The following is a 16,836-nucleotide window of genomic DNA, read 5'->3' on the forward strand; positions in this document are numbered from 1 at the left end:
TCATTTGGCCTGATTATCTTAAACCGGTAATGCGAATAAAGACCAGTCGTAAAAATTATCTTAACGTTTCCTGTGAAAATCACTGTTAATGAAAGTGCATCTATAGTCCGCGTAAATGTTAAAACCGTTGATGATCGATTTAAAATAGCCCGGCAAAGCAGACGTAACCATGTTCAGGAATGTGTAAGAGAACATCTGTAATAGTGAATAACTTCACCATTACTTCATTTTCATTGCAGTTTTCTTTCTGCGATTAATCTTAGCTTCAGGCAGGGGCTTCCGCAGACAGGCAGATTCTGTGCCGCTCAGAGGGGCTGTTATGCTCACCGCTTCGCTTTAACGCTGTATGACTCTCAGGAAGATTGATTAAGCAATCAGACGAAAACGATTTTTTTCAGCACCCTCCCCCGTTTTGACCATCTCGTATCACACTCCTTAATCAATTCACCGCCTGCCGGAACCTAAATTAAGAATTATCGGAAGCTTATGCGTTCCCTTCTGCAGCGGCGTCTTCTATTTGCATTTTTCACCCTTACTTTGCCGGATAAATCATTTAAGCCCACTCCGTAGCTCTGACAGTATGAAGCCATTAGTTCTCAACTTTAGATAATCAATAACTTTTAGTTATAAGGAGTGATGATGCGCGTTATTACGCTGGCTGGCAGCCCACGATTTCCTTCCCGCTCGACTTCATTACTGACGCTGTGTCAGCACAAGCTGGAAGCGCGTGGCATTGAAGTCATTCCCTGGAATATTCACAACTTTCAGCCTGACGATCTGATCAATGCACGTTTTGATGCACCCGCACTCCTGGCCCTCCGTGAAGACCTCGCGTCTGCTGATGGCCTGATTGTGGCGACACCTGTTTATAAGGCGTCCTTTTCAGGCGCGCTGAAAACCCTGCTCGATTTGCTACCTGAACGTGCACTCGAGCACAAGGTTGTGTTGCCGCTGGCCAGCGGCGGCAGTGTCGGCCACATGCTGGCGCTGGATTACGCCCTGAAACCGGTTCTTAACGCCTTAAAGGCGCAGGAGATCCTGCACGGTGTTTATGCCGAGGACAGCCAGATTACCCACTACGATCGTCAGCCGGTTTTACAGGATTCACTGTCACAGCGTCTGGATGAAGCCGTCACTGCGTTCTGGCTGGCGCTGACCCGTCACCACCACCCCGTTGCACAAGCGGTATAAGGAAGAGTTCGATGAAGCAAATAGTTGGAAAGTGGCTGGTGGCAGGCCTTTTACTCATCGCCCCTCTGGTTCAGGCCGCCGAATCCGATCCGGCTGAGATTCGTATCGGCTATCAGAAAGGTTCAGTCAGCATGGTGCTGGCAAAATCACATCAGTTACTGGAGAAGCGTTTTCCCCATACTCAGATTAAGTGGATCGAGTTCCCGGCGGGTCCACAAATGCTGGAAGCGCTGAACATCAACAGTATTGACCTCGGCAGCACCGGTGACCTTCCGCCACTGTTTGCCCAGGCCGCTGGCGCGGATCTGCTTTATGTCGGCTCTGAGCCGCCAAAGCCCAAAGCAGAAGTGATTCTGGTCCCAAAAGAGAGTCCTCTGAAACAGGTCGCAGATCTGAAAGGGAAAAAGGTCGCGTTCCAGAAAGGCTCCAGCTCGCACAATTTACTGCTTCGCGCCTTACAGCAGGCGGGCCTGAGTTTTAAAGATATTACACCGGTTTATCTGACACCCGCCGATGCGCGCGCCGCCTTCCAGCAGGGAGATGTTGATGCCTGGGCAATCTGGGACCCCTACTACTCCTCGGTGCTGTTGCAGGGTCATTCGCGTCTGCTGACTGATGGCAGCGCACTTAATCTGACTGGCTCATTCTATTTAGCGACCCGCAGCTATGCCGAAGCCCATGGCGCCTTTATCCAGCAGGTTCTCGATACCTTTAGCGCGGCCGATGCGCTGACAATCAGCCAGCGTCAGCAGAGCACCACACTGCTGGCGCAGGCAATGGGTCTGCCTGAACCGGTTATCGCCAGCTATCTCTGCCATCGGCCACCAACCCGGATTTCACCGGTGAGCGCTGAAACCGCTGCGGCTCAGCAGCGCACCGCTGACCTGTTCTATGCCAATCATCTGTTGCCCGTAAAAGTGACGATTCAGGATCGCATCTGGCAACCGCATACCGTAACGCAATAAGGAGCAACAATAATGAGCGTATCCATTTTCTGGTTTCTGCCAACGCATGGCGACGGCCACTATCTTGGTACTGCCGAAGGGGCGCGACCGGTTGATCACGCCTATCTGCAACAGGTGGCACAGGCCGCCGACCGCCTCGGCTTCGGTGGCGTATTAATCCCGACCGGCCGTTCATGCGAAGATGCCTGGCTGGTTGCCGCCTCGCTGATTCCGGTCACTCAGCGTCTGCGCTTCCTGGTGGCGCTGCGCCCCGGCGTGATTTCACCGACTCAGGCGGCGCGTCAGGCTGCCACTCTGGATCGGCTCTCCAATGGCCGCGCGCTGTTCAATCTGGTGACCGGCGGCGATCCGGAAGAGCTGGCGGGCGACGGTGTGTTCCTGGATCACCGTGAGCGTTACGCAGAGTCTGCCGAGTTTACCCGTGTCTGGCGTCGGGTGCTGGAAGGCGAAACCGTCGATTATGAAGGCAGGCACGTGAAGGTTCGCGGCGCGCGTCTGATGTTTAAACCGGTGCAGCAGCCTCGTCCGCCACTCTGGTTCGGTGGCTCTTCTGAACCGGCCCAGGAGCTGGCGGCCGAACAGGTCGATGTTTATCTCACCTGGGGTGAGCCGCCTGCACAGGTCAAAGAGAAGATTGACCAGGTGCGTGCAAAAGCCGCTGCTCAGGGACGCACCGTACTCTTCGGCATCCGTCTGCATGTGATTGTGCGTGAAACAAATGAAGAAGCCTGGCAGGCCGCTGACCGGCTGATTGCCAATGTCGATGACGCCACTATCGCGAAAGCACAGGCAGCGTTCCAGCGGGCAGATTCTGTGGGTCAGCGCCGGATGGCCGCCCTGCACGGCGGTCGACGCGACAAGCTCGAAATCAGCCCGAACCTGTGGGCCGGCGTGGGCCTGGTGCGCAGCGGAGCCGGTACGGCGCTGGTCGGCGATGGTCCGACGGTTGCCGCACGTATCAGGGAGTATGAAGCGCTGGGCATCGAGACCTTTATCCTGTCGGGGTATCCGCATCTGGAAGAGGCGTATCGCGTTGGCGAACTGCTGTTCCCGCATCTGGATCTGCAGGTTCCCCTGGTGCCTCAGCCGCGGGTGGTTCAGGCGCACGGTGAAGCGGTCGCCAACGATTTTACCCCTGAGAAAAAAGTCGCCCGGGGCTGAGGAGAGCATGATGGCCAGAACCCGAAAACGCCTTGCTGATACGTTGCTACCCTGGCTCCTGCCAACGCTGCTGGTCGTGGTGTGGCAGATAGCCTCACAGACCGGCTGGTTATCAAACCGCATTCTGCCCGCACCGGAGAAGATCGTGACCACCTTCTGGCAGCTGACCGCCAGCGGTGAACTCTGGCAGCACCTGGCGATCAGCAGCTGGCGGGCGCTGATCGGCTTCAGCATCGGTGGATCTCTCGGCCTGCTGCTGGGCTTAATCACGGGCACCTCAAAAACCGGTGAGCGGTTGCTGGATACCTCGCTGCAGATGCTGCGTAATGTGCCGCATCTGGCACTGATCCCGCTGGTGATCCTCTGGTTCGGCATTGATGAATCCGCCAAAATCTTTCTGGTGGCGCTGGGCACGCTGTTCCCGATCTACCTGAATACTTATCATGGCATCCGCAACATTGATCGCGGGCTGGTTGAGATGGCCCGCAGCTATGGCCTCTCCGGCTGGAGCCTGTTTATTCAGGTGATCCTGCCCGGTGCACTGCCCAATATCATGGTCGGCGTGCGTTTCGCGCTGGGTCTGATGTGGCTGACGCTGATTGTCGCCGAGACTATCTCCGCCAGTTCTGGCATCGGCTATCTGGCGATGAATGCGCGTGAATTCCTGCAGACCGATGTGGTGGTGGTGGCCATTATTCTCTACGCCCTGCTCGGCAAACTGGCGGATGTCGCCGCGTTGTTACTGGAACGTGTCTGGCTGCGCTGGCATCCCGCTTACCAACTGAAGGAGGAGAACGCATGAGCCAGACTTTCTCACCGGCCCGCCTCAACACCGGTACGCCGGTTGGCGTCAACGGCGTCAGCAAACAGTATGGCAGTCGCACCATACTCAATAAGATCGACCTGCATATTCCTTCAGGTCAGTTTGTGGCGGTAGTGGGTCGCAGCGGCTGTGGCAAAAGCACTCTGCTGCGTCTGCTGGCGGGACTTGAACAGAGTTCCAGCGGTGAACTGCTGGCGGGCAATGCGCCGCTGCAGTCAGCGCGAGAAGATATCCGCCTGATGTTTCAGGATGCGCGACTGCTGCCGTGGAAAAAAGTGATCGATAACGTCGGTCTGGGCCTGCGCGGACGCGAATGGCGCAGCGCGGCAATGGATGCCCTGGCGGCGGTAGGACTGGCCGATCGGGCCAGTGAGTGGCCGGCTGCACTCTCTGGCGGTCAGAAACAGCGCGTGGCACTGGCCAGGGCGCTGATCCATCGACCGGGTTTGCTGCTGCTGGATGAACCGCTGGGCGCACTGGATGCCCTGACGCGCATTGAAATGCAGGGATTGATTGAGTCACTGTGGCAACAGCATCATTTTACTGTGTTGCTGGTCACACATGATGTCAGTGAAGCGGTGGCAATGGCGGATCGCGTGCTGTTGATTGAAGAGGGCGAGATCGGTCTGGATCTGCTGGTGGACCTGCCCCGTCCGCGGCGTCGTGGATCTGCGCGGCTGGCCGAACTGGAAGCGGAGGTACTGGATCGGGTGATGCAGCGCACGGAACGCCCGCAGCCCGTCCGTTACGCGCAACAGCGCTGAAATAAAAAACGCCTGATGCAGTGCATCAGGCGTTTTAACAGCATAGCGTGTCAACCTATGCCAGGACGGGTCATCAGGCGTTCAGTGCCCGGGTAATTTTCTCGTAAAGATCGCCAGAGAGCTTATCCAGCTGCAGCAACTGCTCAAGCGCCTGGCGCATCATCGCCTGACGGTCTTCGTCATAACGTTTCAGACGAATCAGCGGTTCTACCATTCGCGCCGCGACCTGCGGATTACGGGTGTTCAGGTCGGTAAGCATCTCCACCAGGAACTTATAACCGCTGCCATCTTTCGCATGGAACGCGGCCGGGTTAGCCGAGGCAAAGGCCCCCACCAGGGAGCGAACGCGGTTCGGGTTACTCATGGTAAAGGAGCGATGAGTCAGAAGCTGACGCACATTACGCATCACGTTGGCAGCCGGACTGGTGGCCTGCAGAACAAACCATTTGTCCATCACCAGACCATCCTGATGCCAGCGCTCATCGTAGGCCGCCAGCAGCGCATCACGGCACGGCAACTGAGCCGCCACAGCCGCGGAAAGCGCCGCCAGCGCATCCGTCATGTTGGTCGCCTGGTGGTACTGCGTCTGTACCAGCTTGTCTGCCAGCTGCGCATCGCTAAAGGCAAGATAGGTCAGGCAGGTATTTTTCAGGCTGCGCTGACCAATCGCATCATGCTCCACGCGGTATTCAGGCTGCTGATTGGCGTTGTAGATGGCAAAAAACTCATCGGCCAGTTCGCGGGCCAGCGTGCGTTGCAGAGCGTCACGCACCAGCGCAATCGCCTGCGGATCGATGGTATCGAACAGCTCGGCAATCTCATTTTCCGACGGCAGGGTCAGGATCAGCGCCGTCAGGGCCGGATCGCAGTCGGTATCCAGTAATACTGCACGGAAGGCGTCGGCGACATGCAGCGGCAGCGACAGATGCTGACCCTGCTGATAGCGTGCAACGTTCAGACGGATGTAGGTCGCCAGCAGGCTCTGCGCCGCATCCCAGCGGGAGAAGTCGTTGCGGGCATGGCGCATCAGGAAGGTGAGCTGCGCATCACTCCATTTATAATCGAGTTTCACTGGCGCAGAGAATTCGCGCAGCAGTGACGGCACCGGCTGGAAGTAGACGTTATCGAAAATAAAGGTCTGGAACTCTTCGGTGACATTCAGCACATGGTGCACCGGATGGCCGTTGTTCTGTAGCGGGATCACCTTGCCTTCACCGTCATAGAGTTCAATATCCAGCGGGATATGCAGGGGCAGCTTCTCTTTCTGATCGGCGGTCGCTGGCGTGTGCTGCGTGACGTGTAGCGTGTACTGCTCCAGTTCCGGATTGTAATCGTCGCGCACCGTCAGTACCGGCGTACCGGACTGGCTGTACCAGCGGCGGAACTGCGACAGATCGACGTTTGAGGCATCTTCCATCGCCTGCACAAAATCATCACAGGTGGCGGCGCTGCCGTCATGACGATCAAAGTAGAGCTTCATGCCTTTCTGGAAATTCTCTTCACCCAGCAGGGTATGCATCATACGGATCACTTCTGACCCTTTCTCATACACCGTCAGGGTGTAGAAGTTGTTCATCTCAATAACCTGATCCGGACGGATCGGGTGTGCCATTGGGCTGGCATCTTCGGCGAACTGCGCCCCACGCACGATACGCACATTATCGATGCGGTTCACGGCACGTGAACCCAGATCAGAGCTGAACTCCTGATCGCGGAACACGGTCAGTCCCTCTTTCAGGCTGAGCTGGAACCAGTCGCGGCAGGTCACGCGGTTGCCGGTCCAGTTGTGGAAATATTCGTGGCCGATAACGGCTTCAATACCGAGGTAATCTTTGTCGGTCGCCGTTTCCGCTTTCGCCAGTACATATTTGGCGTTGAAGACGTTCAGGCCTTTATTCTCCATTGCGCCCATATTGAAGAAGTCCACCGCCACGATCATAAAGATGTCGAGGTCATACTCCAGGCCGAAACGCTCTTCATCCCACTTCATGCTGTTTTTCAGCGAGGTCATCGCCCAGTCGGCACGGTCGAGATTACCGCGATCGACGAAGATCTCCAGCGCCACATCACGGCCTGAACGGGTGGTAAAACTGTCACGCAACACGTCGAAATCGCCTGCCACCAGCGCAAACAGGTAACACGGTTTCGGGAACGGATCTTCCCACTTCACCCAGCTGCGACCCTGCTCATCCCGGCCGCCGTCAATGCGGTTACCGTTGGAGAGCAGGAATGGATAGCGTTCACCGTCGGCATAAATGGTGGTGGTAAAGCGCGCCAGGACATCCGGGCGATCGAGGTACCAGGTAATATGGCGGAAGCCTTCAGCTTCACATTGGGTGCAGAGCGCCTCGCCCGATTTGTACAACCCTTCCAGCGCGGTGTTCTGATCCGGATGAATATCATTGATGATTTTCAGGGTGAAGCTTTCCGGCAACTGGCCGATCACCAGTGCGCCCTCTTCTTCACGGTAAGCCGTCCAGGGTTGCCCGTCGATCTCCAGCGCAATCAGCGTTAACGCTTCGCCGTCCAGTTGCAGCTCAGCCTGGCTGTCGCCCAGTCGTTTAACCTGGCTGATGGCCGTAACACGGGTGGTGGACGCATCCAGTTCAAAGGTTAAATCGATATCGGTGATGGTGTAATCAGGCGCACGATAATCGTGGCGATACTTGATTTGGGGCTGTTGCGTCATATTGCGTCTCGCGTTGTTATAAGTTTACCGGCAAAGTCTAAGCTTGTTACTACAAGCTTGCCACGCACAATGCACCTAAAAGGTGAAATGGCTACAGTTTGTTAACAAAGGCACAGATTGGCCTCGACCCACCCGACTGAAATATGCTGTGATCGGGTTCAGATAGTGAATTATACTTTCGCGTCTTTATGACTGTGTACAACACCGGGCTCTGCGCCACCGAACAGGATGCTGAAACGCGCCATGACAGGACATGCTTCCCCGATACTGACCTCGCTGCTGGATACGGACGCCTATAAGCTCCATATGCAGCAGGCCGTTTTCCACCGCTATCATGACGTAACGGTGGCGGCGGAGTTTCGCTGCCGCGGCGACGAACTGCTGGGTCTCTACGCTGACGAAATTCGTGACGCGATAACCGCTATGCAACACCTGGCGCTGACTGATGATGAAGCGACCTGGCTGTCTCACCTCCCCTTCTTCCAGCAGGATTACCTCAGCTGGTTACGCCAGTTCCGCTATAACCCGGATCAGGTTGAGGTGCGCAATCACCATGGCAAACTGGATATCCGTATTCAGGGGCCGTGGCGGGAAGTCATTATGTGGGAGGTGCCGCTGCTGGCGCTAATCAGCGAGATTGTGCATCGTCATCGCACACCGCAGGTCACCACCCAGCAGGCAATTGACCATTTACACCAGAAACTCGGCGACTTTAAGACGCAGGTAGCTGACCTGGATATGTCACGCTTCCGCCTGATGGATTTCGGCACCCGTCGTCGCTACTCGCAGGATGTGCAGCAGTCGATCGTCTCAACGCTGAAACAGGATTTCCCGTGGCTGATTGGCACCAGTAACTATGATCTGGCGCGCCGTCTGTCACTGACGCCGGTCGGGACGCAGGCACATGAGTGGTTCCAGGCCTTCCAGCAGATCAGCCCGGTCCTTGCTAATAGCCAGCGCGCGGCGCTGCAGGCGTGGCTCGATGAGTATGACGATCAACTGGGCATTGCGCTGACCGATTGTATTGCCATGGACGCCTTCCTGCGCGATTTCGGTCCGTTGTTTGCCCGTCGCTATCAGGGACTGCGCCATGACTCCGGCGATCCGGTTGAATGGGGCGAGAAAGCCCTTGCCCACTATCAGAGCCTGGGTATCGATCCGCAAAGCAAACACCTGGTCTTTTCTGACAACTTAAACCTCGACAAAGCCCTGGCGTTATACCGCCACTTTGGCCAGCGGACGAATGTCGTGTTCGGTATCGGTACCCGCCTGACCTGCGACATTCCGGGCGTAACGCCACTGAATATCGTTATCAAGCTGGTGCAGTGCAATGGTAAACCGGTGGCAAAACTCTCAGACAGCCCCGGCAAAACTATCTGTCAGGATAAAGCCTTTGTAAAAGCCCTGCGAAAAGCCTTTGATTTGCCGCTGGTGAAAAAAGCGAGTTAATCCTCTTCTTATCGGGGCGTTGATGCGCCCCGCCTCTGCTGTAATAAATCTGCATTCCCCCTGAATTTTGCTTGTTTCCTGAAGACTCGCAAGTAACATAGCAAAACCCCGGATGGGGCAACTTTTAACTCACTTCTTCTATATAGAGAGATATTTATGAGCGTAGTGCCTGTAGCGGACGTACTGCACGGTCGCGTCGCGGTTGACAGTGAAGTCACCGTACGTGGTTGGGTGCGTACCCGAAGAGATTCCAAAGCCGGTCTTTCCTTCATCGCTGTCTATGACGGCTCCTGCTTTAATCCCGTTCAGGCTGTCGTCAATAATTCTCTGAATAATTATCAGGATGAAGTGCTGCGTCTGACCACCGGCTGTTCCGTTATCGTCACCGGTAAAGTGGTGGCATCGCCGGGTCAGGGCCAGGCGTTTGAGATTCAGGCAACCAGCCTGGAAGTGGTTGGCTGGGTGGAAGATCCGGACAGCTATCCGATGGCGGCGAAACGTCACAGCATTGAGTATCTGCGTGAAGTGGCGCACCTGCGTCCACGCACCAACCTGATTGGCGCAGTGGCCCGCGTTCGCCATACCCTGGCGCAGGCGCTGCATCGCTTCTTCCATGAAAATGGCTATTTCTGGGTCTCCACCCCGCTGATTACCGCCTCCGACACCGAAGGTGCAGGTGAAATGTTCCGTGTCTCTACGCTGGATATGGAAAACCTGCCGCGCAACGATCAGGGCAAAGTCGATTTCAGCGAAGATTTCTTTGGCAAAGAAGCTTTCCTGACCGTTTCCGGTCAGCTGAACGGTGAAACCTATGCCAGCGCCCTGTCGAAGATCTACACCTTTGGCCCGACGTTTCGCGCAGAGAACTCCAACACCAGCCGTCATCTGGCAGAATTCTGGATGCTGGAGCCGGAAATTGCGTTTGCGACACTGGATGATGCCGCCGCACTGGCCGAGTCAATGCTGAAGTATGTGTTCAATGCGGTGCTGGAAGAGCGCGCCGATGACATGGCCTTCTTCGCTGAGCGCGTCGATAAAGAAGCTGTAGAACGCCTCCAGCGTTTCATTACCACTGATTTTGCCCAGGTCGACTACACCGACGCGGTTGAAATCCTGATGAATTGCGGTCAGACCTTCGAAAACCCGGTTTCCTGGGGAATCGACCTCTCTTCTGAGCATGAGCGTTACCTGGCAGAGAAACATTTTAAAGCGCCAGTGGTGGTGAAAAACTATCCGAAAGACATTAAAGCGTTCTATATGCGTCTGAACGACGATGGCAAAACCGTGGCGGCAATGGATGTCCTGGCGCCTGGCATTGGTGAGATCATCGGTGGTTCACAGCGTGAAGAGCGTCTGGATGTGCTGGATGCACGACTCGAAGAGATGGGGCTGAATAAAGAAGATTACTGGTGGTATCGTGATCTGCGTCGCTACGGTACCGTGCCACATTCTGGATTTGGTTTGGGCTTTGAACGTTTAATCGCCTATGTCACTGGCGTACAAAATGTAAGGGATGTTATCCCCTTCCCGCGCACGCCACGCAACGCGAGTTTCTGATTTAGGCATTAAATATAAGAAATTCATATATATAACGAGGTCGGCACTGCCGGCCTTTTTTTATTTTTGTAAATTTTGAGTTCACTCACAAAGTTCCGTATTTTTTACATTTTGTAATACATATTTTCCTGCTGAAACAAGATTACGAGTTTAGTAGCATTTAAGCGCTAGAATTACGGCGGGTGGGATGGAAAGATGCGTGCAGACACAGGAAGACACCAAACTTCGTTAAGGGTTCTGTAAAGATTTCCTGACGGCAGTGGCAGGTGTACAAATAACTCCAATGAGGGTAATGAATAATGATGAAGCGCAATATTCTTGCAGTGGTTATCCCTGCTCTGTTAGCCGCCGGCGCAGCAAATGCTGCAGAAATCTATAACAAAGACGGCAACAAACTGGACCTGTACGGTAAAGCTGTTGGCCTGCATTATTTTTCTGATAACGATGGCTCAGATGGCGACGGCAACAACGGCGACAAATCTTACGTTCGTTTCGGCTTTAAAGGCGAAACCCAGATTAATGACCAGCTGACCGGTTACGGCCAGTGGGAATACAACATTCAGGCGAATAACTCTGAAGGTTCTGACGCACAAAACGGCAACAAAACCCGTCTGGGCTTTGCCGGTCTGAAATTCGGCGACGCTGGCTCAATCGACTACGGCCGTAACTACGGTGTGGTTTATGATGCAATCGGCTGGACCGATATGCTGCCAGAGTTCGGTGGCGACTCAGGATACTCAGATAACTTCATGAACGGTCGTAGCACCGGCCTGCTGACCTACCGCAACACCAACTTCTTTGGTCTGGTAGATGGCTGGGACTTCGCACTTCAGTATCAGGGTAAAAACGAGCGTACCGACACGCGTCGTGCTAACGGCGACGGCTGGGGCGCATCAACCAGCTATACCTCACCAATCGGTGTTGGTGTTGTTGGCGCATACAGCAGCAGCGATCGCACAAACTCTCAGGCAGACGGCACTACCGATATCAATGGTAACGTTGTTGGCCAGGGCAAACGTGCTGAAAACTGGGCAACTGCTCTGAAATATGATGCAAACAATGTTTACCTGGCAGCGATGTACGGTGAAACCCGTAACTCTACACCAATCTCTGTTGTGACTGGTCTGAACAACACCACCAGCGCTGCTTCTGCTAACAAAGCACAGAACATTGAACTGGTTGCACAGTATCAGTTCGACTTCGGTCTGCGCCCATCCATTGCTTATGTTCAGTCTAAAGGCAAGGATATCGAAGGCGTTGGCGATGCTGACCTGATTAAATACATCGACGTTGGCGCGACTTACTACTTCAACAAAAACATGTCTACCTACGTGGATTATCAGATCAACCAGCTGGATGACAATAACGCGCTGGGTCTGAACACCGATGACACTGTAGCAGTAGGCCTGGTTTACCAGTTCTAATCCTGCTTCCGACGTGTTAAAAAACGGGGCTAAAGCCCCGTTTTTTTATGGCTGTCATTCCTGAAATCTGCCCGACACTCCGCTTTTTACTTCGCCTGAAATTCAGCTTCTCCTCGTCGTGAAATGAACACGGTAAAATTGATGATTTTGTCTCGCAAACGGTTGGCATTTCCCTGGCCGGACGTTAACCTGACAGCTCTTTCCGCTAACGTTCACGCTAATGGACCTGACACATGTTTGAATCGATCTCTGCTGCACCCGCCGATCCTATTCTTGGGCTGGCCGATCTGTTTCGTGCTGATGACCGCCCTGAAAAAATCAATCTGGGTATCGGCGTCTACAAAGACGAAACCGGCAAGACCCCGGTGCTGACCAGTGTTAAAAAAGCTGAGCAATACCTGCTGGAAAACGAAACCACCAAAAACTATCTGAGCATTGATGGCCTGGCTGATTTCGCCCGCTGCACACAGGTCCTGCTGTTCGGTAATCAAAGCCCGCTGATCACGGCAGGCCGCGCCCGTACGGCGCAGACGCCAGGTGGCACAGGTGCGTTACGTGTGGCAGCAGATTTCCTCGCGACGCAGACCTCCGTGAAGCGGGTCTGGATCAGCAATCCGAGCTGGCCTAACCACAACAACGTGTTTAATGCGGCCGGTCTTGAAGTCTGTGAATACCACTATTATGACGCGGCAAACCATACGCTGGATTTTGAAGGCATGCTGACGTCGCTGCAGCAGGTTCAGCCAGGTGATGTGGTGCTGTTCCACGGCTGCTGCCATAACCCGACCGGTATTGACCCAACCGCTGAGCAGTGGCAACAGCTGGCGGAATTGTCACAGGCCAATGGGTGGCTGCCGTTGTTTGACTTCGCCTACCAGGGCTTTGCCCGTGGTCTGGATGAAGATGCAGAAGGCCTGCGCATTTTTGCCGCCTCGCATCAGGAACTGATCGTCGCCAGCTCCTACTCCAAGAACTTTGGTCTGTATAACGAGCGTGTCGGTGCCATCACCGTGGTGGCGGCTGAAGCCAGCGTGGCAGATACGGCGTTCAGTCAGGTGAAATACACCATCCGCGCTAACTACTCCAATCCGCCGGCGCATGGTGCCGCTATCGTCGCCACTATTCTGGGCAACGATACACTGCGAACCATCTGGGAGCAGGAGCTGTCAGATATGCGCCAGCGCATTCAGCGCATGCGTCAGCTGTTTGTGAACACCCTTGCAGAGAAAGGCGCTCAGCGTGACTTCAGCTTTATTATTAAGCAAAACGGTATGTTCTCGTTCAGTGGCTTAACCAAAGACCAGGTAATTCGCCTGCGTGAAGAGTTCGGTGTCTATGCCGTTAACTCAGGCCGGGTGAATGTGGCAGGCATGACGCCAGACAATATGTCGGCACTGTGCGAAGCGATTGTCGCGGTGCTGTAACGCTGACGACGAAACAAAAATGGGCCTGATGGCCCATTTTTTATTGCAGGAAAGATCGCTGATTTTTACTGCAGAAAAGGGTTACTCACGCGCTCATGTCCCAGCGTAGAAATCGGACCGTGACCGGGCAGGAACGTCACATCATCGCCCAGCGGCAGTAATTTTGTGCGGATAGCATTGATAAGCTGCTGATGATCGCCCTGCGGGAAGTCTGTGCGTCCCACCCCGCCATTAAAGATAACGTCGCCTGAAATCAGCAATCGTCCCTGACGGTCAAAGAAGACCACGTGGCCAGGTGAATGTCCCGGACAGTGCAGGACTTCGAGCGTGATCAACCCTACCTGAACGCTCTCCCCCTCTTCAAGCCAGCGATCGGGGGTAAAAGGTGCGCACTCGTCCAGGCCGAACATCCGGCTCTGGGTAGGCAGCGCTTCCAGCCAGAAAGCATCGCGCTTTTGCGGGCCGATAATCGGAATCTGCCAGAAGGCAGCCAGTTCAACGGCAGCCCCGACGTGATCAAGATGTCCATGCGTCAGCAGAATCTGAGCAGGTTTAAGTCCGAGTTGTTCCAGCGTTTGTTTGACAAGTTCGGCATCGCCGCCGGGATCGACCAGCGCGGCTTCGCGCGTGGAGTCGCACCAGATCACTGAGCAGTTCTGGGCAAACGCTGTAACAGGAATAATGTGGTAATTCATAACGCTCCATGACCGGCTCACGCAGCGTTGCCGGTGTCGTTACCAGTGCCTGATCGGCCCGGTATCAATATGTACAAAGTTACTGCGGGGATAATATCCTACACCACCTGCGCGCAGAGATAACGCCGCTTTGCGTACATTGGCGAGCGAAACGCCTTCGATATGAAAATCCATCGCCTGACCCTTGGTGTGATAGCTGTGCTTTGCCACACCTGGACCACTCTCACGTAGCATGTTGTTGGTTGCCAGTGAGCGATAGCCGGACACCAGCTGAATCGGTTTACGCATACCCAGCAGCGCCTGCAGGCGAAAAATCTGATCAAACAGGTGCGGATCGATGCTTTTCACTTTATTGGCGCGATAGTCCCGGAAAAAGTGATTTAATCGTGACAACTCATCCTTGTCGTAACTCTTACCATTAAAAAACTCAGTTTTAAGGGTTTCACCGGTGTGAAGATTATTAAGCATCAATACACGCGGACGAGACGTAGAAAGCGAGGCCCTTGCGGAAGCAGGCAATAAAGCCAGTCCGGCGGCGGCACTACCACACAGCAGTAGTTTGCGACGAGAAGAATCAATAGTAGACATGTAACGATTTACCTGAGAATGAAGCCCGAGAAATGTGCAAAAAGCGCACAGGCCGAACCATAACTTTCTCTCAGAGAAGCGTCAACCCATCTGCCCATGGTTTGTGAGGCGATCCCCGGAGGGATCGCCATTTGAAAATATTAGTGTAAATGACCGGGACGCTGCTAACGATTTAAAATCAATCACTAGAGCAGTAACTGCTCAGCCCGACTGAGAGCCTGACTGCCCGAACGGGCGGTGTCATCATAATTGTAAATATCTGTGCGGAACTGGGGTTTGCCATCATCAGCGACCCACGCCGTAAGATAATAGAGATTCACTGGAATGCGATGGCGAATCGGAACATAGCGGGTGTCGCCCTCTTTTAACGTGCTGGAAATACGCGCATCGTTCCAGCCCGCGTCCTGCAGTAATAATCCCGCCAGTTCAGATGCTTTATTCACCCGGACACAGCCGGAGCTGAGCGCGCGGATATCACGCTGGAACAGATTATGGTTTGGCGTGTCATGCAGGTAGATCGCATCTGAGCTTGGCATATTAAATTTATAACGGCCCAGCGCATTCGCCTCCCCCGGTGCCTGAATCAGGCGATAAGGGAATGATGAAGCGGTGACCATACGCCAGTCGATCATGCTGGGATCAATCACTTCAGCGTCAGCACTCCAGCCCGACAGCAGGGTATAACCATGCTTGTAAAGATAGGTCGGATCCAGTTTCACTTTTGGAATAATATCTTTTCGCACCAGTGTTGTTGGCACATTCCACGGCGGATTCAGCACCACATTATTGAGTGCGCTGCGCATCAACGGCGTTTTACGGTCCGGACGTCCGACGATGACGCGTGATGAGAGGATCTTATTGCCCTTGTTGTAGTAAATCAGCGAGTAGTTGGCGATGTTCACCATGATGCCGTTATGCATATCGTCCGGCAGCAGGCGGAGACGCTGAATGTTCAGCGCCAGCAACGACGCACGCATCTGCGGAGAGACGTTAAGCCACTGACGGGTTCTGGCACCGATAGCCCCATCACCATCCAGTCCCTGCCACTGCTGGAAACGCTTCACCGCCGCCACCAGCGTCTCATCATAAATATTGGCGGTATTTCCTTCCAGCGTCTGACTCTGTACGTTACCCGGTGATTGTGGTGATGGGGTAAGCAGATTGCTGACTGGCGCGGCAGAAGGACTGACTGCAACAGGCTGATCGCTGTGCGTTACCGGCGAGGCAGCAACGGGTACCGCATCGTCATTGGGTGCCGGCGCATTAACCTGCGCCGTTAACATGCCGCTGCGCTGCAAAATTTCACGCAGCGCAGGAACGTCATCACTGACCTGGCCCGGACGCAGTGTTTCACTGCTTTTCAGCTGCGGCCAGGGCTGCTTATCGCTAAGCAGGGTGATAAGCGCAGCATGCATGGGCTGATACTGTGGATGCTGCGGCTGTAAGGAGGCAATAAATGCATTGTCAGAACCGGCATTGACCGCATTCTGCCACTGATTGACCACCGCCACGGAGGGCTGGGTCAGCCTGTAAGGAACATTGCTGTAGAGCCAGGTTTCACCCTGCGTCGGCACATTCGACACAAATTGCAGATAACCCAGCATCGCATCAGACAACGCAACATCCCGGGCAAAGCCGGTAATGGCGGGGTTGGTCAGACGCTCAATCCAGCGCGTGAACTGCGGCTGAACGCCAGACAGCGCCACTTCTGCCAGCTGCTGCTGAAATTTTTGCACCGCCTGAGGATCCTGCCAGAGCGGTTGCATATGACGGGATGCATAAAGCGTTGCCAGCGGTCCCAGATAAAATGGCTGGTCGGCGCTGGAGAACGCCTGCCGAATGCGCTGCTGACTGTCGGATACGGAGATGGCCGCCTGGCTAGTTCCAGGCAAAGCGGCGATGACAGCAGCCTGCGGTAGCGTAAATGGAACAACGGATAGCGCCAGCGCCAGCAATGATACAACGCGATGATGATGTAATTTTTTTACCCGCAACATCCCTGCCTCCTTATTTTTCAACTTCGCAGCGTTCCCTGTATCCGCTGCGACCGCGCTGTGACTCATCATGTGAGTATACAAACAAAAACGGCATTTGCCTCATGCGACA

13 protein-coding genes are annotated in these 16,836 nt (G+C 54.6%); 9 read left to right on the forward strand and 4 right to left on the reverse strand.

The annotated features are described in order from the left end of the window. The first annotated feature begins 639 nt into the window (after positions 1-639). Genes ssuE through ssuB form a run of 5 tightly spaced genes read left to right on the forward strand, consistent with a single transcriptional unit; the run spans position 640 to position 4,904 of the window. On the forward strand, positions 640-1,191 hold the full coding sequence (ssuE, locus tag IAI47_RS12720) for an NADPH-dependent FMN reductase (protein WP_008925864.1): 552 nt from the start codon (positions 640-642) through the stop codon (positions 1,189-1,191). 11 nt (positions 1,192-1,202) lie between these two features. Further along, positions 1,203-2,156 carry a sulfonate ABC transporter substrate-binding protein gene (locus IAI47_RS12725; RefSeq protein WP_008925863.1) on the forward strand — a complete coding sequence of 318 codons (954 nt, stop codon included), beginning with the start codon at positions 1,203-1,205 and terminating at the stop codon, positions 2,154-2,156. 12 nt (positions 2,157-2,168) lie between these two features. Continuing rightward, entirely contained in the window at positions 2,169-3,317 is a 1,149-nt protein-coding gene (gene ssuD / locus IAI47_RS12730) for an FMNH2-dependent alkanesulfonate monooxygenase (protein ID WP_008925862.1), read from the forward strand. A gap of 10 nt (positions 3,318-3,327) precedes the next feature. After that, a complete protein-coding gene (gene ssuC / locus IAI47_RS12735; protein ID WP_008925861.1) occupies positions 3,328-4,119 on the forward strand; it encodes an aliphatic sulfonate ABC transporter permease SsuC in 792 nt (263 codons plus the stop codon). After that, positions 4,116-4,904, forward strand: a complete 789-nt coding sequence (ssuB, locus tag IAI47_RS12740; RefSeq protein ID WP_008925860.1) for an aliphatic sulfonates ABC transporter ATP-binding protein — start codon at positions 4,116-4,118, stop codon at positions 4,902-4,904. The genes ssuC and ssuB overlap by 4 nt, the downstream gene beginning before the upstream one ends. Before the next feature lie 73 nt (positions 4,905-4,977). Here ssuB and pepN read toward each other — a convergent pair whose 3' ends face one another. Then, positions 4,978-7,593: an aminopeptidase N gene (pepN, locus tag IAI47_RS12745; RefSeq protein WP_008925859.1), complete on the reverse strand. Its 2,616-nt coding sequence runs from the start codon at positions 7,591-7,593 to the stop codon at positions 4,978-4,980. Between the two features lie 243 nt (positions 7,594-7,836). Between pepN and pncB the strand changes: the two genes are divergently transcribed. The 4 genes from pncB (at position 7,837) to IAI47_RS12765 (ending at position 13,447) form a co-directional block, all read left to right on the forward strand. After that, positions 7,837-9,042: a nicotinate phosphoribosyltransferase gene (pncB, locus tag IAI47_RS12750; protein WP_008925858.1), complete on the forward strand. Its 1,206-nt coding sequence runs from the start codon at positions 7,837-7,839 to the stop codon at positions 9,040-9,042. Positions 9,043-9,198: 156 nt separating this feature from the next. After that, the gene (gene asnS / locus IAI47_RS12755) at positions 9,199-10,599 is read left to right on the forward strand and encodes an asparagine--tRNA ligase (RefSeq protein WP_008925857.1); all 1,401 of its coding nucleotides are present in this window, start codon (positions 9,199-9,201) and stop codon (positions 10,597-10,599) included. Positions 10,600-10,898: 299 nt separating this feature from the next. Further along, a complete protein-coding gene (gene ompF, locus IAI47_RS12760) occupies positions 10,899-12,023 on the forward strand; it encodes a porin OmpF (protein ID WP_105099343.1) in 1,125 nt (374 codons plus the stop codon). A 233-nt stretch (positions 12,024-12,256) separates the two neighbouring features. Then, positions 12,257-13,447: an amino acid aminotransferase gene (locus tag IAI47_RS12765; protein WP_008925855.1), complete on the forward strand. Its 1,191-nt coding sequence runs from the start codon at positions 12,257-12,259 to the stop codon at positions 13,445-13,447. Positions 13,448-13,512: 65 nt separating this feature from the next. Here IAI47_RS12765 and IAI47_RS12770 read toward each other — a convergent pair whose 3' ends face one another. From IAI47_RS12770 to ldtD, 3 genes are all read right to left on the reverse strand, one after another. Beyond that, the gene (locus IAI47_RS12770) at positions 13,513-14,142 is read right to left on the reverse strand and encodes an MBL fold metallo-hydrolase (protein ID WP_003849395.1); all 630 of its coding nucleotides are present in this window, start codon (positions 14,140-14,142) and stop codon (positions 13,513-13,515) included. A gap of 39 nt (positions 14,143-14,181) precedes the next feature. After that, positions 14,182-14,730 (reverse strand): YcbK family protein, encoded by a 549-nt coding sequence (locus IAI47_RS12775; protein WP_003849393.1) that lies wholly within the window; start codon positions 14,728-14,730, stop codon positions 14,182-14,184. Between the two features lie 185 nt (positions 14,731-14,915). Continuing rightward, positions 14,916-16,727: a L,D-transpeptidase gene (gene ldtD / locus IAI47_RS12780; protein ID WP_008925854.1), complete on the reverse strand. Its 1,812-nt coding sequence runs from the start codon at positions 16,725-16,727 to the stop codon at positions 14,916-14,918. Between the last annotated feature and the right edge of the window lie 109 nt (positions 16,728-16,836).

This window comes from Pantoea sp. MT58 (genome assembly GCF_014495885.1).
Lineage (GTDB): Bacteria > Pseudomonadota > Gammaproteobacteria > Enterobacterales > Enterobacteriaceae > Pantoea > Pantoea eucalypti.

Excerpts from the sequence above, each read along its gene's own strand:
- ssuE (WP_008925864.1), top strand. The coding sequence starts at position 640 with ATGCGCGTTATTACGCTGGCTGGCAGCCCACGATTTCCTTCCCGCTCG.
- IAI47_RS12725 (WP_008925863.1), top strand. The coding sequence starts at position 1,203 with ATGAAGCAAATAGTTGGAAAGTGGCTGGTGGCAGGCCTTTTACTCATC.
- ssuD (WP_008925862.1), top strand. The coding sequence starts at position 2,169 with ATGAGCGTATCCATTTTCTGGTTTCTGCCAACGCATGGCGACGGCCAC.
- ssuC (WP_008925861.1), top strand. The coding sequence starts at position 3,328 with ATGGCCAGAACCCGAAAACGCCTTGCTGATACGTTGCTACCCTGGCTC.
- ssuB (WP_008925860.1), top strand. The coding sequence starts at position 4,116 with ATGAGCCAGACTTTCTCACCGGCCCGCCTCAACACCGGTACGCCGGTT.
- pepN (WP_008925859.1), bottom strand. The coding sequence starts at position 7,593 with ATGACGCAACAGCCCCAAATCAAGTATCGCCACGATTATCGTGCGCCT.
- pncB (WP_008925858.1), top strand. The coding sequence starts at position 7,837 with ATGACAGGACATGCTTCCCCGATACTGACCTCGCTGCTGGATACGGAC.
- asnS (WP_008925857.1), top strand. The coding sequence starts at position 9,199 with ATGAGCGTAGTGCCTGTAGCGGACGTACTGCACGGTCGCGTCGCGGTT.
- ompF (WP_105099343.1), top strand. The coding sequence starts at position 10,899 with ATGATGAAGCGCAATATTCTTGCAGTGGTTATCCCTGCTCTGTTAGCC.
- IAI47_RS12765 (WP_008925855.1), top strand. The coding sequence starts at position 12,257 with ATGTTTGAATCGATCTCTGCTGCACCCGCCGATCCTATTCTTGGGCTG.
- IAI47_RS12770 (WP_003849395.1), bottom strand. The coding sequence starts at position 14,142 with ATGAATTACCACATTATTCCTGTTACAGCGTTTGCCCAGAACTGCTCA.
- IAI47_RS12775 (WP_003849393.1), bottom strand. The coding sequence starts at position 14,730 with ATGTCTACTATTGATTCTTCTCGTCGCAAACTACTGCTGTGTGGTAGT.
- ldtD (WP_008925854.1), bottom strand. The coding sequence starts at position 16,727 with ATGTTGCGGGTAAAAAAATTACATCATCATCGCGTTGTATCATTGCTG.